Origin of the sequence: Gluconacetobacter entanii (genome assembly GCF_013155425.1) — a bacterium.
Classification (GTDB): domain Bacteria; phylum Pseudomonadota; class Alphaproteobacteria; order Acetobacterales; family Acetobacteraceae; genus Novacetimonas; species Novacetimonas entanii.
Genome location: NZ_JABJWD010000143.1, coordinates 1 through 20245, shown reverse-complemented (window position 1 = coordinate 20245; position 20245 = coordinate 1). Strand labels below are relative to the sequence as shown.

Annotated in this window: 17 protein-coding genes; 13 read left to right on the top strand and 4 right to left on the bottom strand. The window is 64.0% G+C overall.

Features of this window, described 5'->3' with window-relative positions:
- From HNH97_RS16980 to HNH97_RS16945, 8 genes are all read left to right on the top strand, one after another.
- The coding region (locus HNH97_RS16980) for a hypothetical protein (protein WP_171791665.1) at nucleotides 1-199 on the top strand (199 nt) is incomplete at its 5' end.
- A gap of 34 nt (nucleotides 200-233) precedes the next feature.
- Nucleotides 234-974, top strand: a complete 741-nt coding sequence (locus HNH97_RS16975) for a TlyA family RNA methyltransferase (RefSeq protein WP_171791664.1) — start codon at nucleotides 234-236, stop codon at nucleotides 972-974.
- Nucleotides 975-1176: 202 nt separating this feature from the next.
- Nucleotides 1177-2412, top strand: a complete 1236-nt coding sequence (gene rlmN / locus HNH97_RS16970) for a 23S rRNA (adenine(2503)-C(2))-methyltransferase RlmN (RefSeq protein WP_171791663.1) — start codon at nucleotides 1177-1179, stop codon at nucleotides 2410-2412.
- Nucleotides 2413-2562: 150 nt separating this feature from the next.
- Nucleotides 2563-3792, top strand: a complete 1230-nt coding sequence (locus HNH97_RS16965) for an argininosuccinate synthase (protein WP_110913841.1) — start codon at nucleotides 2563-2565, stop codon at nucleotides 3790-3792.
- A 41-nt stretch (nucleotides 3793-3833) separates the two neighbouring features.
- Nucleotides 3834-4328 (top strand): FKBP-type peptidyl-prolyl cis-trans isomerase, encoded by a 495-nt coding sequence (locus HNH97_RS16960; RefSeq protein ID WP_003620199.1) that lies wholly within the window; start codon nucleotides 3834-3836, stop codon nucleotides 4326-4328.
- Between the two features lie 101 nt (nucleotides 4329-4429).
- Entirely contained in the window at nucleotides 4430-4915 is a 486-nt protein-coding gene (locus HNH97_RS16955; RefSeq protein ID WP_171791662.1) for a c-type cytochrome, read from the top strand.
- Nucleotides 4916-4962: 47 nt separating this feature from the next.
- Nucleotides 4963-5958: a tryptophan--tRNA ligase gene (trpS, locus tag HNH97_RS16950; protein WP_110913844.1), complete on the top strand. Its 996-nt coding sequence runs from the start codon at nucleotides 4963-4965 to the stop codon at nucleotides 5956-5958.
- A 16-nt stretch (nucleotides 5959-5974) separates the two neighbouring features.
- Nucleotides 5975-6394 (top strand): secondary thiamine-phosphate synthase enzyme YjbQ, encoded by a 420-nt coding sequence (locus HNH97_RS16945; RefSeq protein WP_110913845.1) that lies wholly within the window; start codon nucleotides 5975-5977, stop codon nucleotides 6392-6394.
- 35 nt (nucleotides 6395-6429) lie between these two features.
- Here HNH97_RS16945 and fghA read toward each other — a convergent pair whose 3' ends face one another.
- Together fghA and HNH97_RS16935 are read right to left on the bottom strand one after the other, a co-directional pair.
- Nucleotides 6430-7305 (bottom strand): S-formylglutathione hydrolase, encoded by an 876-nt coding sequence (gene fghA / locus HNH97_RS16940; RefSeq protein WP_171791661.1) that lies wholly within the window; start codon nucleotides 7303-7305, stop codon nucleotides 6430-6432.
- Nucleotides 7306-7319: 14 nt separating this feature from the next.
- Nucleotides 7320-8435 (bottom strand): S-(hydroxymethyl)glutathione dehydrogenase/class III alcohol dehydrogenase, encoded by a 1116-nt coding sequence (locus tag HNH97_RS16935; RefSeq protein ID WP_110913846.1) that lies wholly within the window; start codon nucleotides 8433-8435, stop codon nucleotides 7320-7322.
- 243 nt (nucleotides 8436-8678) lie between these two features.
- Between HNH97_RS16935 and HNH97_RS16930 the strand changes: the two genes are divergently transcribed.
- On the top strand, nucleotides 8679-9554 hold the full coding sequence (locus tag HNH97_RS16930; RefSeq protein WP_171791660.1) for a bestrophin family protein: 876 nt from the start codon (nucleotides 8679-8681) through the stop codon (nucleotides 9552-9554).
- A 75-nt stretch (nucleotides 9555-9629) separates the two neighbouring features.
- Entirely contained in the window at nucleotides 9630-10226 is a 597-nt protein-coding gene (locus HNH97_RS16925) for a CarD family transcriptional regulator (protein WP_110913848.1), read from the top strand.
- A gap of 151 nt (nucleotides 10227-10377) precedes the next feature.
- Here the strand turns inward: HNH97_RS16925 and HNH97_RS16920 are convergent, their stop codons facing one another.
- A complete protein-coding gene (locus tag HNH97_RS16920; protein WP_171791659.1) occupies nucleotides 10378-14565 on the bottom strand; it encodes a translocation/assembly module TamB domain-containing protein in 4188 nt (1395 codons plus the stop codon).
- Nucleotides 14565-16448 (bottom strand): autotransporter assembly complex protein TamA, encoded by a 1884-nt coding sequence (locus HNH97_RS16915; RefSeq protein WP_227744380.1) that lies wholly within the window; start codon nucleotides 16446-16448, stop codon nucleotides 14565-14567. The genes HNH97_RS16920 and HNH97_RS16915 overlap by 1 nt, the downstream gene beginning before the upstream one ends.
- Before the next feature lie 708 nt (nucleotides 16449-17156).
- Here HNH97_RS16915 and miaB point away from each other — a divergent pair.
- The 3 genes from miaB (at nucleotide 17157) to ybeY (ending at nucleotide 20216) form a co-directional block, all read left to right on the top strand.
- Nucleotides 17157-18470: a tRNA (N6-isopentenyl adenosine(37)-C2)-methylthiotransferase MiaB gene (miaB, locus tag HNH97_RS16910; protein ID WP_407716843.1), complete on the top strand. Its 1314-nt coding sequence runs from the start codon at nucleotides 17157-17159 to the stop codon at nucleotides 18468-18470.
- Nucleotides 18471-18574: 104 nt separating this feature from the next.
- A complete protein-coding gene (locus HNH97_RS16905; protein WP_216657703.1) occupies nucleotides 18575-19639 on the top strand; it encodes a PhoH family protein in 1065 nt (354 codons plus the stop codon).
- Nucleotides 19623-20216, top strand: a complete 594-nt coding sequence (gene ybeY, locus HNH97_RS16900; protein ID WP_171791657.1) for an rRNA maturation RNase YbeY — start codon at nucleotides 19623-19625, stop codon at nucleotides 20214-20216. The genes HNH97_RS16905 and ybeY overlap by 17 nt, the downstream gene beginning before the upstream one ends.
- The last annotated feature ends 29 nt before the right edge of the window (nucleotides 20217-20245 follow it).

Genomic DNA, 20245 nt, shown 5'->3' with positions numbered 1-20245 from the left:
CGGGGCGTTCGTGATGATGCACCTGGCCAAGACCGGGCTGCTCGACCGCGTGCGCTTCCGCCCCATGGCCCTGCCCGACCGCTTCATCGATCACAACACCCAGGCCGCCCAGTACCACGAGGCAGGCCTCGATGCGCAGGCGATCGTGGATACGGCGCTCGGTGCGCTGGGGCGTTCTCCGTCGCAGCAGATGGCCTGATCCGGCAACCCGGATCAGGAAGCGGAGGACAGGGATGGCGAAGCGACGCGTGGACCAGATGCTGGTTGACCGGGGACTGGTTGAAACGCGCACGCGTGCGCAGGCCCTCATCATGGCGGGTCTGGTCTTCACGCCCAACCGCCGCATCGACAAGCCCGGTGACCAGTTGGCCGAGGATGTGCCGCTTACGGTCAAGGGGCAGGATCATCCGTGGGTTTCGCGTGGGGGCATCAAGCTGGCGCATGGGCTGGAGCATTTTGGTTTCTCGCCCGAAGGCCTGACCTGCCTTGACGTGGGGGCATCCACGGGCGGGTTTACCGATGTCCTACTGCATAATGGTGCGTCGAAGGTCTATGCCGTGGATGTGGGGCATGGGCAGATCGCGTGGAAACTGCGCAATGACCCACGGGTCGTCGTGCTGGAAAAATGCAATGCGCGCCATCTCGATGCCGGGATCATTCCCGATCCCATCGGGGCGCTGGTCTGTGATGCCAGTTTCATCGGGCTGCGGACCGTCCTGCCCGCCGCCATTGACCTGTGCGTGCCGGGGGCATGGGCGATCGCGCTCATCAAGCCGCAGTTCGAGGCGGGGCGTGAGGCTATCGGCCCCAAGGGCGTGGTGCGTGATCCGGCAGTCCATGACGCCGTATGCGCCATGATCCATGACTGGTGGCAGTCGCTTCCGGGATGGTCCGTGATCGGGATCGAACCCAGTCCCATCACCGGACCGGAAGGCAACCGCGAATTCCTGATCGCGGCACGCAAGGATGCCTGATGACGAATAGAAGTTTTTTGGGTGGCCCCTTTTTTTAAAGGCGGCGTCTTTCGAAGCTTTTTGAAATTTCGATATGTGGTGTGGGCGGCCTTTTGATACAGCCTTTTAGTCTGTGGTCGCTTTCGGTGGGGCAGATGTGGTAGGGAGCGGGCAATCCCATTCCTGAACCTGTCCCGGTCCGAACATCAAGGCGTGTTTCGCTATGTCCGCAGTCCCACCCCCTTATGCCAGTCCCGTTCGGGAGGCCGCGTCGGCAGCGGCGCTGACCGATGACGAACGCAGCCGTATCCTTGCCAAATCGGCGCAGTTTGCCCCCCCTTCGGCCGTGCTGCCCGACGGGCGACGCGAACTGGTGGGGCTGTCGCGCGAGGAACTGACGGAAATCCTGCTGGAAATCGGGGAAAAGCCATTCCGCACCAAGCAGTTATGGCACTGGATATACCATCAGGGCGTGACCGATTTCTCCCGCATGAGTTCGATTGCCAAGCCCCTGCAGGAAAAACTGGCGGAGCGTTTCGTCGTCAGTCGCCCGCAGGCCGCCACCGTCCAGACGTCCAGTGACGAGACACGCAAATTCCTGTTCCGTTTCCGCGACGGGCAGGAGGCGGAGACCGTCTATATTCCCGACCGGCGCGAGGATCGGGGCGCCGTGTGCATTTCCTCACAGGTTGGCTGCACGCTGTCATGCACCTTCTGCCATACCGGAACCCAGGGGTTGGTGCGCAATCTGGGTGCGGCGGAAATCGTGGGGCAGTTCATGGCCGCGCGTGACAGCTATGGCGAATGGCCCAGCCCCAAGGGCGAGACGCCACGCCTGCTGTCCACCATCGTGCTGATGGGCATGGGTGAGCCACTGTATAATTACGAAAACATCGCCAAGGCCATGAAGATTATCATGGATGGCGAAGGGATCGGCCTGTCGCGGCGGCGCATTACCCTGTCCACGTCCGGCGTCATCCCGATGATGGACCAGTGTGGTGATGAACTTGGCATCAACCTCGCCATTTCGCTGCATGCGGTGCGTGATGACCTGCGTGATGAACTGGTGCCGCTGAACCGCAAATATCCCATTGCCGACCTGATTGCCGCATGCCGCCGATATCCGGCCGCCAGCAATGCGCGGCGCATCACGTTTGAATACATCATGCTGCGCGGCGTGAACGACAGCGAGGCCGATGCACGCGAACTGGTCCGCCTGATTGCCGGCATCCCGGCCAAGGTCAACCTGATCCCGTTCAACCCGTGGCCCGGCAGCAGGTTCCAGCCCTCCACGCGTGAACAGCTTGACCGTTTTGCGAATATCGTCATGGACGCCGGCTTCGCCTCCCCCATCCGCATGCCGCGCGGGCGTGATATCCTGGCCGCCTGCGGGCAGTTGCGCACCGAAAGCCAGCGCGCGCGTCGCCAGCCTTCCCCCACGGCCGTCGAAGGCGCCTGAACGCACCGGCCGGGCGCATGACTGCGCGATGGTGCGGATAAAACCGCGTCTCGCTGCTGGCCGTGGGCGTCCGGGGATGCTAGGACGGCATGCTGCCGACAGGGTGGTCGGCAGGAAATTTTCAGTTTTGTCGACAGGAGACCTCTCCCCATGGCCGCCAAGGACGTCAAGAAGGTTGTGCTCGCCTATTCAGGCGGTCTCGATACGTCCGTGATTCTTCGATGGTTACAGACCGAGTATGGCTGCGAAGTCGTAACCTTTACCGCCGACCTTGGTCAGGGCGAGGAACTGGAACCCGCGCGCAAGAAGGCCGAGATGTTCGGCGTGAAGGAAATCTTTGTCGAGGACCTGCGCGAGACGTTCGTCAAGGATTTCGTCTTTCCGATGTTCCGGGCCAATGCGCTGTATGAAGGCCAGTACCTGCTGGGCACCTCCATCGCGCGTCCGCTGATCGCACAGCGGCAGATCGAGATCGCCGAGCAGGTCGGCGCCGACGCCGTGGCGCATGGCGCGACCGGCAAGGGCAATGACCAGGTCCGCTTTGAACTGGCCTATTACGCGCTGAAGCCCGATATCACCGTGATCGCCCCGTGGCGTGAATGGGACCTGACCTCACGCACGAAGCTGCTGTCCTTTGCCGAGGAACACCAGATCCCCATCGCCAAGGACAAGCGTGGCGAGGCCCCCTTCTCCGTCGATGCCAACCTGCTGCATTCCTCGTCCGAAGGGAAGCTGCTGGAGGATCCGGCGGTCGGACCGGACGAGATCGTCTTCCAGCGCACCATCTCCCCCGAGGCCGCCCCCGACAAGGCGACGGAAATCACGATCGATTTCGTCTCCGGCGATCCGGTCGCCCTGAATGGCGAGGCCCTGTCGCCCGCGACGCTGCTGACGCGCCTGAACGAACTGGGCCGTGCGAATGGCATCGGGCGGCTGGACCTGGTGGAAAACCGTTTCGTCGGCATGAAGTCGCGCGGCATCTATGAAACGCCGGGCGGCACGATCCTGCTGACCGCGCATCGCAGCATCGAAAGCATCACGCTCGACCGCGAGGCGATGCACCTCAAGGACAGCCTGATGCCCCGCTATGCGGAGATCATCTATAACGGCCTGTGGTTCTCCCCGGAGCGGCGGATGCTCCAGGCCCTGATCGACCAGAGCCAGCATTCGGTCAGCGGTCGCGTGCGCCTGAAGCTGTACAAGGGCAACGTGATCTGCGTTGGTCGCGAAAGTCCCAACAGCCTGTATGACACCCGCGTCGTCACGTTCGAGGATGACGAAGGTGCGTACAACCAGGCCGATGCACAGGGCTTCATCCGCCTGAACGCCCTGCGCCTGCGCCTTGGCGCCAAGATCGGCCGTCGTGGCGGCGCCCTTTGAGGAGTCGCGCCGTTCATTTCCATTCCATCAACCGAGGTGTCATGAAACGTTTTTCACGCGTCATTCCCTTTCTTCTGGCGACTGCGCTGGCGGTGCCGCTGGTTGCGTGTGGCGGAAGCAAAAAAGAAGATGAGCCTGAACTGACGCCCGCGCAGTTCATGGCGAACGTGAAGACGCAGCCCGGCGTGAAGGTCCTGCCGGACGGACTGGCGTACAAGGTGCTGAAGTCCGGGCCGAAGGACGGGGCGCAGCCCACGGTCAATGACAGCGTCATGGTCATCTATGAAGGTCGCCTGCCCGATGGCGGGATCTTTGACAGTTCGGACCAGCATGGGCATGGCGCCTATATGCAGATGCCGCTGGAAATGGTGATCAAGGGATGGCAGGAGGCGGTCCCCATGATGCATGTGGGTGACGTCTGGATGCTCTACGTCCCGCCGGAACTGGCCTACGGGCACAAGTCGATGGGGATCATCCAGCCTGACAGCCCGCTGATCTTCAAGATCCAGCTTCTTGGTGTATCGCGCTCCCACTAGGGGAGACGGACATCCGGGTCATGGTTTTTTGGAAACGCCACCAGGGTCCCTCTGGTGGCGTTTTTCATATCCCTTCCCGCCTGACGGGGGTATCGTGCGGCATGCTGACTTTTCCAGACATGCGTCGCATCGCGAAAGGCATGATTCTCCTCTGTCTCGGGACATTTTCGCTGGCCGCCTGTTCGGGCAAGCATGAAGGGGCCGCGCGCTATCGCACCAATTGCGGTATCTGCCACCATAATGGCGAAGGCATGAAGGGCGAGATCCCGCCCCTGATCGGACGGATCGACCTGATCGCCTCCTCTGCCGAAGGGCGGCATTACCTGGCGGATGTCCTGCTCAACGGCCTGAACGGCCCGCTCGATATCCGGGGCGTGCATTACAATTTCTCGATGCCATCGTTCCGCACCCGCCTGTCGGACCACGAAATCGCATCCATCCTGACCTATCTGGCGGCGCGTGGGGATTCATCGACGCCGCCGGTCTTTACTGCCGATGAAATCGCGGCCGTACGGGCGCATCCCCTTCCCACCAGCGCCGTGGCGGAGGAGCGGCGGCGGCTTGATCAGATTCATCGTCTCCCCTGATATCAACGCGCTTGACGTGCGGGCGGGAAAGAGCGGAAAACAGCGGGATGCGACGCATATTTTCCGGCATCCAGCCGACTGGAATTCCGCAGCTTGGCAACTATCTCGGTGCGATACGCAACTGGGTTGGGCTGCAACGTGACAATGAATGCATATTCTGCCTTGTGGACATGCATGCCATCACCGTCTGGCAGGAGCCTGCGGCCCTGCGGGAACAGACGCTGGCGCAGACGGCGGTGCTGCTGGCCTCGGGCATTGATGTGCAGCGCCATATCCTGTTCAACCAGTCCGCCGTGACGGCGCATGCACGCCTTGCGTGGATTTTCAACTGTGTGGCGCGCCTTGGCTGGCTGAACCGCATGACGCAGTTCAAGGACAAGGCGGGCAAGGACCGTGAAAACCATTCGGCGGGGCTGTATGTCTATCCCGACCTGATGGCGGCCGACATCCTGACCTACAAGGCGACGGCGGTGCCCGTGGGCGATGACCAGCGCCAGCATCTGGAACTGACCAACGATATCGCGCAGAAATTCAACCATGATTACGGGCTGGACTTCTTCCCCATCGTCGAGGCGCTGATCCCGCCGCAGGGCGCACGGATCATGAGCCTGCGTGACGGCACGAAGAAGATGTCCAAATCCGACCCTTCGGCCCAGAGCCGGATCGAGATGACGGACGACGCCGATACGATCGCGCTGAAGATCCGCCGGGCGAAGACCGACCCCGAGCCCCTGCCGGGCGAGGAAGCCGGTCTGGAAAACCGTCCCGAGGCCCGTAACCTCGTGACGATCTATGCCACCTTGCAGCAGTGCAGCATTCAGGATGTGCTGAACCAGCATGGTGGCGAAGGCTTTGGTCCCTTCAAGAAGGCGCTGACCGATGTTCTGGTGCAGCATATCGCCCCCATCGCGGACGAGACGACGCGCCTGCTCAAGGAACCCGGATTCCTGCGCGATACGCTGCGTGACGGTGCGCGCCGCGCCAACGTGATTGCCGAACCCATCGTGGCCGAGGCGGAATCCCTTGTCGGGTTCCTGAAATAAGCGAAAGGAGCACACCATGCGTCAGGAACTGCACACCCTGCATGTCAGGACGCATGGCAAGGGACTGGTGCCCATTACCCGTCCGGTGATCGACTGGGTCGCATCCACGGGTATCGGCACCGGGCTCCTGACGCTGTGGTGCCGGCATACCTCGGCCAGCCTGACCGTGCAGGAGAACGCCGATCCCACGGTGCGCGAGGACATTGCCCGTTATTTCGAGGCGCTGGTACCCGAGGACCCGTCGCGCTATATCCATGATGACGAGGGGCCGGATGACATGCCCGCGCACCTGCGCACCATGCTGACCAATACGCAGCTTTCGATCCCTGTTGCGGACGGGTGTCCGGTGCTGGGCACGTGGCAGGGCCTGTATCTGTTCGAACACAGGCGCATGGCCCACCGGCGCGACATCGTGCTGCATATCATCGGCACCTGACATGCCAGCGGGTCCATGCCCGCCGGCATCGTTTATCAGGCAGGTGTGCCGGTCAGGATCGCGGCATGATGGCGGACATGGTCCTCGATAAATGACTGTATGAACCAGTAGGAATGGTCGTATCCCGCATGCAGGCGCAGGTCCAGCGCCTGTCCGACTGATGTCGCGGCATCACGGAACAGGTCCGGGCGCAACTGGTCATGCAGGAACTGGTCCGCCTCCCCCTGGTCGATCAGGATGGTGGTGGGATGCATATGCCCCGCCTTCAGCAGCAGCGTTGCATCATGCGCGGCCCAAGTGGTGCGATCGGCCCCGAGATAGGTGGAAAATGCCTTTTCCCCCCACGGCACGATGGCCGGATGGACGATCGGGGCAAAGGCGGAGACCGATTTCCATTTCTGCGGCGCGCGCAGGGCATGGACCAGCGCGCCATGGCCGCCCATGGAATGTCCCATGATCCCGCGCCGTGACCCATCCAGCGCAAACAGGCGTTCCGTCAGGTGGGGCAGTTCGTCGCCCACATAGGTTCCCATGCGGTAATGCGCATCCCATGGCGCGCGCGTGGCGTCGAGGTAGAAACCCGCGCCGGTGCCAAGGTCATAGGCGTCGTCTTCGCCCGACACCCCTGCCCCGCGCGGCGAGGTATCGGTCGCCACCAGCGCGATGCCATGACGCGCGGCAAAGCGGATGACGTTGGACTTGATCAGGAACGTCTCCTCTGTGCAGGTCAGGCCCGCCAGCAGGTGGATGACCGGCACACGCCGCGCCATGCTGGCCCCGGCGGGCATGAACACGGCGAAACGCGCCTCCAGTCCCAATGCGCGGGAGGCATGGCTGTAGAAGCCGACCCGGCCGCCACAGCAGGCATGTTCCGCACGGGTCGTCAGTTCCCCGCCGGGATCGGACAGCATCGTCGCATCCATGGTCAGAATTCGACCACGGTGCGGATGCTTTCGCCGCGCGTCATCATGTCAAAGCCTTCATTGATGCGCTCCAGCGGCAGGCGATGGGTGATCAGGTCGTCGATGTCGATACGGTTTTCCATGTACCAGTCCACGATCTTCGGCACGTCGGTGCGTCCGCGCGCGCCGCCGAAGGCCGACCCGATCCAGCGCCGCCCGGTGACAAGCTGGAACGGGCGCGTGCTGATTTCCTGCCCCGCCCCCGCGACGCCGATGATGGTGGACACCCCCCATCCCCGGTGCGCGCATTCCAGCGCCTGGCGCATCAGGGTGGGATTGCCGACGCATTCAAAGGAATAATCCGCCCCGCCCCCGGTCAGTTCGACCAGATGCCCGACAATGTCGCCATTGGGGCCAAGGTCGTTGGGATTGACGAAGTCGGTCATGCCGAACTTTCGGGCGATGGCTTCGCGCGCGGGGTTGATGTCAACGCCGATGATCCTGTCCGCGCCGACCATCTTCGCGCCCTGGATCACGTTCAGGCCGATCCCGCCCAGCCCGAAGACCACGACGGAGGCCCCGGCCTCCACCTTGGCGGTGAACAGGACCGCGCCGATGCCGGTGGTCACGCCACAGCCGATATAGAATACCTTGTCGAAGGGCGCGTCGGGGCGGATCTTCGCCAGCGCGATTTCGGGCAGCACCGTATAGTTCGCAAACGTCGAGCAGCCCATATAATGGTGGATCGGCTGCCCCTTGAACGAAAAGCGCGATGTCCCGTCGGGCATCAGGCCCTTGCCCTGTGTTGCGCGGATGGCGGTGCACAGGTTGGTCTTGCGCGACAGGCACGACTTACATTCGCGGCATTCGGGGGTGTAGAGCGGGATGACATGGTCGCCCGGCTTCAGGTGACGCACGCCCGGCCCGACCTCGACCACGACGCCGGCACCTTCATGACCCAGGATCGCGGGGAACAGCCCTTCGGGATCGGCACCGGACAGGGTGTACTTGTCGGTATGGCACAGGCCCGTCGCCTTGATTTCCACCAGCACCTCGCCCTCGCGCGGTCCTTCAAGCTGCACGGTCTCGATTTCCAGCGGTTTCCCGGCTTCGAACGCAACGGCGGCCCTGACATCCATGATCTGTAAACCCTTTTCCAGCAAGATAAAGTGACGGGTGGCTGGGACACATAAGAAGCGTCCGACGCCCCTTGCGTCAATGTCGATGCGACAGTGTGGGCATGTGTGGCGGGTATTACAAATTATGCAATCGTGAGGGCGGGACGTTTCCATCCATGCCGATATGGTATGTGCGGAATCATGGTACGGACCATCCGGTCCGCACCTGTTCCATCGACCCCATCATTTCAGGACATTGCCCAGATGATCGTGAATCGCAGGATCGGATTGTGGATACTCATGCGCGAAAGCCTGCTGTCCCTCGTGCTGCTGTGCGCGTGGGATGTGGTGGTTGTCGTCATGTTCCAGATCTATCATCAGGACTGGATGGAGCAGCCGACGCTGCCGATCTCCCTGATCGGCTCGGCGCTGGTCCTGTTCATGAGCTTTCGCAACAACACCGCCTATAACCGCTGGTGGGAGGCGCGCACCCTGTGGGGGGCCGTCACCAACAACAGCCGTTCCTTCGGGCGGCAGGTCGGTACGATCCTGCGTGGCAGTCCCGAACTGGCGCGTGCGATGGCGGCCTATCCGCATGCGCTGCGCGGTGCGCTGGGCCGCACCGACACGATGGAGGATGTCAGGCGCCTGCTGTCCGAAGACATGCTGCGCGGGATCGAGGGACACGCCAACATCCCGGCCGCCATCCTGTTCCAGCTTGGCCTGGGCGTTGACGCCCGTGCCCGCGCGCTGGGGATCGATGGCGCGCTGCAGGGACAGATCGACCGCATCCTGTCGGACCTGAGCAATGCGCAGGGAGGGCTGGAGCGGATCCGCAACACGCCGCTGGCGATCCAGTTTTCCGTGCTGCCCAAGCTGGTGGCGGCGGTTTTCTGCATCATCCTGCCGCTGTCGATGGTGCAGACCCTGGGCTGGATCACGCCGCTGGGATCGTCGCTGGTCGGGCTGCTGTTCGTGGCGCTGGACAAGATCGGCAGCGACCTTCAGGAACCCTTTGCCACCACCCCGCATGGCATGCCGATGCGCACGATCGCGCGCACCATCGAAATCGACCTGCTGCAGTCGTGCGGGCAGCCTGCCCCCCCTGCCCTTGCCGCCGTGCGTGGTGTGCAGAACTGAAACATTCGGCGGATGCGCCGCCATGGCTTTCGATCAGTCAAGACATATGGGGAAATTTATGCTATATGACATGTCATGAGCATGTTCAGAACGACCCCGAAGGGCAGTGTGACCGATGCAATGGCGCGGACCGCAGCAGCAGTAACCGCCGCCGAAGCCAAGAGCAGCAAGCCGGAAAAGGACGAGGATCCGTTCCGCGAAGGTGACGCCATCGTCTATGCGGCGCATGGCGTGGGACGGGTTGACCGGATCGGCATTGACGAGATCGCGGGAACGAAGCTGGAAATGATCCAGATTTCGTTCCCCGGCAACCAAATGACGCTGCGTATCCCCCTGTCCAAGGCCCGCAAGTCCGGCCTGCGCAAGATCGTCTCACGCGAGATCGTGGACAAGGCCATGGCGATCATCAAGGGCAAGCCCCATGTCAGCCGGGGCATGTGGGCGCGTCGCGCCGTCGCCTATCAGGAAAAGATCAACTCCGGCGACCTGGTCCAGATTGCCGAAGTGCTGCGCGACCTGCGCCGCAATGTCGATAGCCTCGATGGCAGCTTCAGCGAGCGCAAGCTGTTCGAAGCCGCGCAGGAGCGTTTCGTGGCCGAGGTCGCGGTGCTCGAAGGCAAGGAACCTGCCGTCGTGCTGGAAACGCTGACTGCCGTCATGAAGGCCGCCTGACCTTTTTTCCGCCCACCTTTATGCGTCTTCCCCGCCTGCCAGACCCCGTTGTCTGGCAGGCTTTTTCATGACAGGGTTTGGGGTGAAGCTTTCTGTCGGCAAAGCTTCAGGAGAGTTTCCGCCCGGTCATCATCCCGTTGCGGGACATGCCTCAGTAATTGAACTGGTAGAGCAGGCCGATGCTGCTGCCCGGATCGTTTTCGGGCGTTGTAAAGCCGGTCACGTTGCCGCCGGTCCCGACCGTCGTGTTGAGCTTGAGGCGCTTGGTCAGGTCCACCTGCACCTGCGCCTGCGTGCCCGATCCGGATGTTGCCTGTTTCGCCCCGACATAGACGCCGCGCATGACGTATTTCCCGGCCTCGATACTGCCGGTGTCGTTGCCGCCCGACCCGTTGGACGAACTGCTCATCTGCAGGCGGTCGAGATGCAGCGTCTTGCGCACGATGCCCAGCGGGTCAAAGGCCGAACCGCCGCTGATGGTGGCGATGGCCGAGGCAATTTCCGCCATCTGCGTGGGCGACAGCGACTGTGAATCCGTCCCGAACAGCAGGATCGCCAGGATCTGGTCCTGCGACAGCGGCGGGGTGGAGGAGAAGGTGATTTTCGGCGCGCTGGCGTAACCGCCGACATTCAGCCGTGCCGTACCTTCGTTCGTGCTGCGCTCCGCCACGAAATCAAGGCTGGGGTCGATGCTGTGGGTGACGCCCATGCCATCGAACCCGACCTTGCCCTTGCTGAAATTGAGCGAAATCCCGCCAAGGGCGAAGGTTCCCTTGGCCATGGAAAACGACCCCGTCACCACGGGCGTATCGGTGGTCCCGCCCAGATGCAGGTTGCCGTGCATTTCGGTATTCAGCCCATGCCCGCGCACAAAGAACTGCCCCGGGGAGCGCAGGGCAAGGTCAAGGCCGATGACCAGCGGGGATTGCGGCTGCTGGGTCACGGCAGCGGCGTCGTCGGGGCGAATTACATTGAGGTGCGCGACCGATGTCGGCAGGGAATCGGGAATGTTCACGTCCACCCGTGACAGGGTAATGTCCCCGCCCGCATTGATGCGCGATGCAAGCTGCCCCTTGACGTTCAGGTTGGCATCAAGGGTGGCGGTGATGAGGTCGCTGGCCAAGGGGCGGGCATTGCGTGCCGTAAGGGTCAGGTCAATGGGATGGCCGGGTTCGAAGATGCCATAGGAACCGGCGGCCGTGATGGTCCCCTTGCCCGCGGTGGCGCCAAGGGACTGGATGACAAGCCGGTTGCCCTGCGCCAGCACGCTGCCCTTGATGGCCGAAAGCTGGACGCCCTGTGCGTAGTCATGGAACGTGCCGTCCGCAAGGTCGAGCGTGCCGGAGATGAGCGGAAGTTTCGGCGTGCCGCGTACGTCCACGTTCATCCGCAGCATCCCGCCCGCCTGTCGTGCCTGCGCACCGAGATAGGCGTTCGCCGCGGCAAGGTCGATCGTGCCGGCGGAATGCAGCGCCAGCGGGCCGTTCATGCTGGTTGGTGCATCCCCCCTCACGCTCAGGCTGGCCTGCTGCCCGGCATTCAGGCTGGCGTCCACGCGCGCCGTGGCCCCGTTCAGCACGGCGGTCGCATCAAGGCTGGCAGCGGCAAGGGAGGAGGTATAGTCCGTATGGTATTTCAGCCCGCTGGCCCGCAGCGTGACCTGCCCGCCCGGCCGCGCCAGCGTCCCCGTCAGCCGCGCCTGTGCCGAGATTTCGCCTTCCGCGCGCAGGGAGGGCATCAGCGGCCGCAGCAATGCGGGGGTGACATGCGTAAGTTCGGCCCTGAGGTCAAGGGCCGGTCGAACCGAGCCGGCGATGTCGATGCTGGCGGCCTGTCCCTGCGGTGGGGAAAGGGTCGCGCGCATATGGTCAACCCCCATCGTCGGGCCATAGCTGACGGTGGCGGGCGCCAGCAGTTGCAGCCGTTCGCCGCGTAATTCGCCCGACAGGGTACGGGCCGTGGCCCTGTGCCCCGGAATATCCAGCAGCAGCGCCGTATCGAAGGCTGCCGGACCAAGCTGTGTCGTCGTCAGGCGTGATGTGGCGCTGACCATCAGGGCATTCAGTGGCCCCTTGGCCGTGACATGGGCATTGCCACGGATGTCGTTGATGGCCGCATCATCAATGCGCAGGTCCAGGTCCGGGTGCGGCGCATCCACCGGGTCGCGGATCGTGCCGCCAAGCTGCAACCGCCCGATATTGGCCCAGGGCGAACCGATGCCGCCATCAAGATTGAGCGAGACGACCGGGGGCGTCGTCCCCGTGCCGGCGGTGGTGTGGACGGCGGTTGCGACATGCCCGGTGATGTCATGCCCCAGAAGGTCGCGCCAGTCCGCCAGTCGCGCCATATGGATGTCCATCGTGCCCGACGGCACCATGTGCCCTTCCGGCAGGGCCATGTCCGCCTGCCCCGATAGGCTTTTCCATGACAGTTGCGCAAGGCGCAGGTGGCGCGTCCCGTCCGTACCGCTCGCCAGTGACGCGGACAGGGCGACCGGCGCGCGGTCCAGCGTGCCCGTGATGCTCACCTCCCCTTCACGCACTGCGGGCAGGTGGCGGAAGTTCACGTCGGTCGTCAGGTGTCCCGGCTGGATCTGCGGCGTTCCGATCTGTGTCTGTGCATGCACGATGGCGGCAAGGTCATTGACCGGTCCCTTCGCACTCAGTGTCAGGTTGCTCTGCCCGCGCAGGGAGGACGCGAGTTTCTGCAGGTCCAGCAGCGCAAGCTGCGCCGTAAGGTCGAGTTGCGTGGGCGATGACAGTGTGACCGTGCTGTTCCCCGCGTCCAGATGCAGGGTCTGTCCGTCCATTTTCAGGGTCTGCAGGCGCACCACGCGCGGCGAACCGTCGGCGGGGGGCAGGCTGGCCATCACCTGCACCTGTCCACTTCTGCCGATCAGGCCGACCGCCTGCGCCTGCCCGCCCGTCAGCGCCACCTGCCCGTCAAATGCGACCCGTCCCGCCGTTTTCGCGTCCGGCACGTCGAAATTCGCATGCAGGTGCGCATTGCCCTCCAGTCTGGTTGAAGCCAGCGCGGAAAGCGGGGCGAGTTGCGGCAGGTCGAGCGTCACGTCGCCCTGCCGGGGCGCGGTGGTGCGGATGTTCCCCTTCATCTGCAACAGGTCGTGCGTCACCGTGATATCGGCAGGCGCGCCCTGCGCATCCGGCCGCCATGTCAGGTCGATGGCAACCGGCCGGGCCGCGAAAATGGTGGGATGTGCACCCGGTATCCTCAGCCCGTCGATATCGGCATGGACATTTATGGCATCATTCGCGGTCTGGCCCGAAAGCCCGCTGAAGACGGCATGCAGGGTATTGAGGCCCACCGCCCCCTGGTTCAGTTGCCCGATATCGAGGGTGCCCTGCCCGGTGGGACGTTCCATCGTCCCGCCGAGTTCGGTGTGCAGTGCAATCGACTGCCACCCCGTATCCGGCCCCAGCGTCATGGCCGGGGCGTCAAGGCTGGCGCGCAGGCGCATGGCGTGGTGGACCAGCCCGACCTGCCCGTCGATATGCGCCTGCGCCGCGCCGGCCTGCATGGCCAGCGCAAGGGTGCTGCGGTCACGCGGGCCACTGACATGCATGTCGAGGTTGAGCGGCGCAAGCATCGGCAGGCCGCTCAGCGTGCCGAGGAATCCCTCTTTTTCCTCATGCGCATGGACATCGAGGGCAAGCGTGCCGGTGTCCAGTTGGGTACGGACCGACAGCAGCCCCGGATGGTCCAGTCGCTGGACCATGAGGTTGATGTCGGCCGCCGGCAGCGTCGCGACCGATATGCCATTGAGGACGGGTGCGATATCCGCAAGGCGTGCGTGCCCGTCCAGGCTGAAGGTCGCGGGCAGGCGCGCAATGGGGGCGCCGACATCAATGCGGGCGATATGGGCATGGCGGATATCCACGCCCATATGCAGGTTGTCATTGCCCGGTTTGCCGGGCGGCGACGGGTGCGCGGGGTCTTCCTCGCTCAGGCGGGGGATCGACAGGTGGGCGATGGAGATGCTGTCCACCACCGCCCTGCGCAACAGCAGGCGCGTGGGTGACCAGTCCAGCGCAAGGTCGTCGATCGCAAGCCATGTGCCGCGATAGTCGTCAAGCTCCAGATGTGCGATCCGCAGCGAATCAGGAAACCGCCCCGAAAGCCCCGCCATCCGCACGCTGCCGCCCGTCAGGCCCGGTAGGCGGCGTTCGATTTCGTGGCGGCCCACCCCGGTATTGGCACCGACAAGGATCAGCGCGAACGCCAGCACGACCAGCCCGGCCGGTACGCCAAGGAGCAGCCCCGCGATCTTGAGCAGCGTCTTCCAGGTGATGTGACGGGCCGGTTCCTGCGTCTCGCTCATCAGAACGTTTCCCCCAGCCCGACATACAGTTCCCATTTATCGCCGCGTGGCGGACGGTTGAGCGGCACGGCAATGTCCAGCCGCACGGGGCCGATGGGCGTGTAATACCGCGCCCCGGCCCCCGCGCCCGCGCGCAATGTCCCCTTGAACGGCGTACTGCCATCGGACACCTGGCCTGCGTCGATAAAGCCGACCGCGCCGAATTTCTGCAAGATGCGCTGCCGGTATTCCAGCGACCCGGCATCCATCGACGTGCCGCCAATGGCATAGCGGCTGTTGGGGAACTGCGGCCCCACCCCCTGGTAGCGGTAGCCGCGCACGGTCGCGCTGCCACCGGCATACAGGCGCTGGTCAGGGGGAATGGCATAGGTGGACGCCCCTTCGACATTGCCGATCGTCCCGCGCACGGCAAACACGCTGCGCCCCTTGCGCGCCAGCCCGAGGTTGGCAAGGTCGAAATAGGTCGAGACCGTCGCCTGCATGATCATGAAGAACGACGTCCCATCCTCCAGCGAGGCGGAGGGCGTGACATTCATGCTGATGCGCACGCCATGGGTCGCGGGCATGATGGGGTTGTCCACCCCGGTCCCGTCATAGGTCGCGCTCAGCGGCAGGGAGACGATGAAATAGCTGTTCGTCTGTGACATCTGGTCGATGCGTTCCTGTTCCACCTCCCCGCCAAAGGCGACATTCCAGTGGGAACTGATGCGGCGCACGATGCCCGCGCGGGCAAGGACGGCGGTCTGGCGATAGGAATACAGAAGCTGGCGGATCCCCTCGAGCCGCGCGCTGAGGTTCTGGTTGCGCGAGCCGAAATCCGGCTTCATCAGGTCGGCATACAGGTCATAGCCCAGCCCCTGCTCGGCGGAACCGCCAAGGCCCGTCGCAAGGGCGGTCAGGCGCAGGCGCTCGGCATTGCCGAACAGGTTGCGATGCGTCCACGACACGCCGACGCGCCCGCCAAGGTCCGTCGAATATCCGCCTTCGACCCCGACGCTGTGCAGCTTCGATTCCGCGAAACTGAAGTCCAGCGGCAGCGTCCCGTCGGAGGCCAGTTTCTGCTCGTGATGGACCTGCACGTCGGAAAACACCCCCATTGACGACAGCCCCTGCCGGGCGGCCTCGATGCGTGATGGCTGGTACAGTTCACCGGGGGCGATGGTCAGGCGGCGCACGACATAGGCGGGATGGGTCCGGCGCAGGCCGCTGAAGCTGAAAGCGCCGAGGTTGACCACCGGGCCGCGTGTCACCGTAAAGGCGACGTCGATGGTGCGTGTCTGGGGACGCAGCCAGGCCTGCGGCGTGCTGACATCGGCCAGCGCATATCCCTCTTCCGCAAGCGTCGTCTGGAGCTGCGACTGCGCCTTGAGGATATTGGCGGCGATCGCAGGGTCGCCCGCCTTGATGCCCATGGCGCCATTTTCGTGGGGGTCAAGCTTTACCGGCGGCTGTCCCTTTGCCGCGACGATGCTGATGGCGCCGATATGGTACTGTGGCCCCTTGGTGATGGAAACGCTGATTTCCATCTTCTGGTTCGCCGGGATGGCCTGCATCCATTCCGGCAGGTCGGGATCATGCCCGTCCTGCGGTGTCGATGTTCCATTCTTGGACGCAATCGCCGCCTGTATCGCGATGGTGGGCGCGTAATAGCCGAAGCTTTCCAGCGCGCTGCGGATGCGGGCGTAATCGTTGTGAATCCGCCCGACAAGGGCGAAGGGACTGACGGTATGGGTCTTCTGCAGTCCCAGCAGGTCGGAAGACGCGCGCACGGCAGCATCGAGATCCGCATTGCCGGTGGGATGGATCACGGTGACATAGGGCTGCGGGTCGGCCGCGCGCGCAGGCACCGTCCCCGCGCACAGCGCGGCAATGCACAGGGTCATGCTGCTCAGGCATGCGGGAAACCGCCAGTGTGGGCTACATGAAAATGGCCCGGTTTCACCCGGTGCGGACCACGATTGCCGTGTCGTCAGAAAGTGACGAAAAAACGTCAAGTCGTCCCCATTCCCGGTTCTGTCATCCATCCACCTGCCATGGGCATGTTAAGCACGGAGTCTGCGCATGGTGATATGGAAAATCCCTCTCAATGGGTATCTGACATTCCGGCGATGCATATTCAAACCCATATTCACTTAGGTAATGCGGGTCGAGGGCTGAATTAAGGGTCAAATATGGTCATAAGGTGAATATGGCCCCGCAATGGAGGCAGAAGTAACGTGGTCCGGCATGCGCCTGTTCCCGGTCGTCCCCGGCATGGCGTCCCCGTATGTGGCGGGACGGCGGGATGCCAAAACTGTCCTTGACAAAACCCCCGCGTCATCCGCCATGATCGGCCTGCTAGATACACTGGGTCGGTCATCCCATCGGGGGATAATGTCACGATATGGGTTCTTCGTCCTTTATGACATGTGGTTTCGGGTCTTGACCATCCGCGCGACAGACACGATGTGTTTGCGCCGCCCCGCGGGATCGTCCCGCCCGATGTCAAGGAACCCGTTTGCGTGAATGAGATGACCCCCCTTCCCTGCGCCCCTACCGCGCGGTCCGGCAAGCAGGCACGTGGATTGCATGTCATCACGTGGGGCTGTCAGATGAACGTGTATGACAGCGAGCGGATGACCGATGTCCTGCGCCCGCTGGGGTACGAGGCGGTCGATGCGCCCGACCGCGCCGACATGATCATCCTTAATACCTGCCATATCCGTGACCGCGCGGCGGAGAAGGTCTTTTCCGAACTCGGGCGGCTGCGGCTGGTCAAGGAAGCCCGCGCGCAGGCCGGGCAGCAGACCGTCCTGGCGGTGGCGGGATGCGTGGCGCAGGCGGAAGGGCGCGAGATCCTGGCCCGTGCGCCCTATGTCGATATCGTGCTGGGGCCGCAGACCTATCACCGCCTGCCCGAAATGGTCGCCCGCGCTGCCCGTGCCGCAGGTGCGGTGATCGAGACCGATTTCCCGGTGGAGCAGAAATTCGACTTCCTGCCCCCCGAGCGCGAGGTGCCCGAAGGTGGTGCGGCGTTCCTGACCATTCAGGAAGGGTGCGACAAATTCTGCTCCTTCTGCGTCGTGCCCTACACCCGTGGCGCGGAGGCCAGTCGTCCCGTCGCCGCCGTGCTGGAGGAGGCGCGCAGGCTTGTGGCGCATGGCGTGCGCGAAATCACGCTGCTGGGCCAGAACGTCAATGCCTATCACGGCGAAGGCCCGGATGGCGCGACATGGGACCTTGCACGGCTGGCGACGGAACTGGCGCGGCATGTGGGGGTGGAGCGCATCCGCTATACCACGTCGCACCCGCGTGACATGGGCGATGACCTGATTGCCGCCCATCGCGACCTGCCCGCGCTGATGCCGTTCCTGCACCTGCCGGTGCAGTCGGGTTCGGACCGTGTGCTGGCGGCGATGAACCGTGGGCACACGGCGCAGGAGTACCGTGACCTCGTGGCGCGCCTGCGCGCGGCGCGACCGGACCTTGCGCTGTCGTCGGACTTCATCGTCGGCCATCCCGGCGAAACCGACGAGGATTTTGAACAGACGATGCAACTGATCCGCGACATCGGCTTTGCTCAGGCATATTCGTTCAAATACTCGCCACGTCCGGGCACCCCTGCATCGAACGCTGGCGCGCAGGTGCCCGAGGACGTGAAGGATGCGAGGCTGCAGCGGTTGCAGGCATTGCTGCGTGAACAGCAGGACGCCTTCAACGCGGCCAGCGTGGGACAGCGCGTGGATGTGCTGTTTACCGGTCGCGGGCGCAAGCCGGGGCAGATTTCGGGCAAGAGCCCATATCTGCAGGCCGTGCATGTCGAAGGCCCCGACAGCCTGATCGGACAGGTGGCGGAGGTCGAGATCGTGAAGCTGCACACCAATTCACTTGGCGGTGTGCTGACAGGGGAGACAGACAGGGCTTGAGAGAACACGCGGCATCCATGATCCCCTCCCGCCGCCCGGGGGGCGGCCGGACTCCTTCCGTCACCGGCAGGCCGCCTGCGGCATCTGGCGCCCATACCGTGACGATGCAGTTTGACGACAACGCCCTGCTGGCCCAGTTGGTGGGGGGGCACGACCGCCATCTCCTCCATCTTGAACGTGGCTTTGATGTGCGGCTGTCATGCCGGGGGAACAGGATCGCTATTACCGGAAGCCCCGAACGGGTCGCGGTGACGCAGTCCGCCCTGACATCGCTGTACCGCCGCCTGCAGGATGGCCATGCCCTCGACAGTGGAGAGGTGGATGCGGCCATCCGCATGTCCGCCCAGCTTTTTTCCGCCCCGGACACATCACTGGACACGTCAAAGGACCCGCGCCCCATGGCCCCTGTCTCCCCCCTCGCGCGGCCGGACGCCGCGGCCGCGCGCGTGTCGGACCTTCCCACCATCATGACCCGCCGTGGCGCGATTGCGCCGCGTTCCACCGGACAGGCGCGCTACATGGACATGCTGGCGCGACAGGAAATGGTCTTTGGCATCGGGCCTGCGGGGACGGGCAAGACGTACCTTGCCGTGGCGCAGGCTGTCGCCATGCTCCAGGCAGGTCAGGTGGACCGTATCGTCCTGTCCCGACCCGCCGTCGAGGCCGGGGAGCGCCTGGGCTTCCTGCCCGGTGACATGAAGGACAAGATCGACCCCTACCTGCGGCCACTGTATGACGCGCTGCACGATATGATGCCGGGCGACCAGGTGATGCGCCGCATGGCCACGGGGGAGATCGAGGTCGCTCCCCTCGCCTTCATGCGTGGCCGCACGCTGGCGCACAGTTTCGTGATCCTTGATGAGGCGCAGAACACGACATCCGCGCAGATGAAGATGTTCCTGACCCGCATGGGCACGGGCACCCGCATGGTCATTACTGGCGACCTGAGCCAGGTCGATCTGCCGCGCGGCGTGACGTCGGGCCTGCGCGAGGCGGTGGAGACACTTGAGGGACTGCCCGGAATCGCCATGACACGGTTTGAATCGCGTGACGTAGTGCGTCATCCGCTGGTTGCGCGTATAGTGGATGCATACGATCAGCGTGCCGAGGCCAGCAAGGACGCCTCGCGCACCAGATCGCGGCAGGAGAACAATGGAACCGCGAAGTAGAATAGCCCCCGTCCCTTCAACGGACGGGGTGCATGAAGATACCAGGCCCGCCGGTCAGGATGACGGGCCGGTCCCACAATCGCCCTTTGGCGATGACATCGATGTCAGCATTACCGACCGGCGCTGGCATATGGCAATGCGCGACCCGGCGCGCGATGTGAAACGTGCGGTCGGCACCGCGATGCGCGAACTTGGCGTATCCGGATGCGTGACCGTCGTGCTGGCGGATGACCGCACGGTCCAGCGCCTGAACCATCTTCACCGGGACAAGAACAAACCCACCAATGTCCTGACATTCGAATACGCCCCGGCGGGTTCGGGCGCGTGGCTGTGGGGTGGCGACATCATCCTTGCCTTTCCCACGGTCCGGCGCGAGGCGCAGGCGGCGGGACGGACGGTGCGCAACCACATGATGCACCTGCTGGTGCATGGCGTGCTGCACCTGTCGGGATATGACCACCACCATGCGGGTGAAGCACGCGCCATGGAGATGGAGGAGGCACGCATCCTGGGGCGCATGGGTATTCCCAACCCGTGGAAACGCCGTAATGGCCGCGAAGCCGGGGCGCCACGATGACCCGCCCCCCTTCTCCCCCGGCCGAATCC

What these genes read in the sequence shown, in the direction of transcription:
- HNH97_RS16975 (WP_171791664.1), top strand. Translation starts at nt 234, where the DNA reads ATGGCGAAGCGACGCGTGGACCAGATGCTGGTTGACCGGGGACTGGTT.
- rlmN (WP_171791663.1), top strand. Translation starts at nt 1,177, where the DNA reads ATGTCCGCAGTCCCACCCCCTTATGCCAGTCCCGTTCGGGAGGCCGCG.
- HNH97_RS16965 (WP_110913841.1), top strand. Translation starts at nt 2,563, where the DNA reads ATGGCCGCCAAGGACGTCAAGAAGGTTGTGCTCGCCTATTCAGGCGGT.
- HNH97_RS16960 (WP_003620199.1), top strand. Translation starts at nt 3,834, where the DNA reads ATGAAACGTTTTTCACGCGTCATTCCCTTTCTTCTGGCGACTGCGCTG.
- HNH97_RS16955 (WP_171791662.1), top strand. Translation starts at nt 4,430, where the DNA reads ATGCTGACTTTTCCAGACATGCGTCGCATCGCGAAAGGCATGATTCTC.
- trpS (WP_110913844.1), top strand. Translation starts at nt 4,963, where the DNA reads ATGCGACGCATATTTTCCGGCATCCAGCCGACTGGAATTCCGCAGCTT.
- HNH97_RS16945 (WP_110913845.1), top strand. Translation starts at nt 5,975, where the DNA reads ATGCGTCAGGAACTGCACACCCTGCATGTCAGGACGCATGGCAAGGGA.
- fghA (WP_171791661.1), bottom strand. Translation starts at nt 7,305, where the DNA reads ATGCTGTCCGATCCCGGCGGGGAACTGACGACCCGTGCGGAACATGCC.
- HNH97_RS16935 (WP_110913846.1), bottom strand. Translation starts at nt 8,435, where the DNA reads ATGGATGTCAGGGCCGCCGTTGCGTTCGAAGCCGGGAAACCGCTGGAA.
- HNH97_RS16930 (WP_171791660.1), top strand. Translation starts at nt 8,679, where the DNA reads ATGATCGTGAATCGCAGGATCGGATTGTGGATACTCATGCGCGAAAGC.
- HNH97_RS16925 (WP_110913848.1), top strand. Translation starts at nt 9,630, where the DNA reads ATGAGCATGTTCAGAACGACCCCGAAGGGCAGTGTGACCGATGCAATG.
- HNH97_RS16920 (WP_171791659.1), bottom strand. Translation starts at nt 14,565, where the DNA reads ATGAGCGAGACGCAGGAACCGGCCCGTCACATCACCTGGAAGACGCTG.
- HNH97_RS16915 (WP_227744380.1), bottom strand. Translation starts at nt 16,448, where the DNA reads ATGACCCTGTGCATTGCCGCGCTGTGCGCGGGGACGGTGCCTGCGCGC.
- miaB (WP_407716843.1), top strand. Translation starts at nt 17,157, where the DNA reads ATGAACGTGTATGACAGCGAGCGGATGACCGATGTCCTGCGCCCGCTG.
- HNH97_RS16905 (WP_216657703.1), top strand. Translation starts at nt 18,575, where the DNA reads ATGCAGTTTGACGACAACGCCCTGCTGGCCCAGTTGGTGGGGGGGCAC.
- ybeY (WP_171791657.1), top strand. Translation starts at nt 19,623, where the DNA reads ATGGAACCGCGAAGTAGAATAGCCCCCGTCCCTTCAACGGACGGGGTG.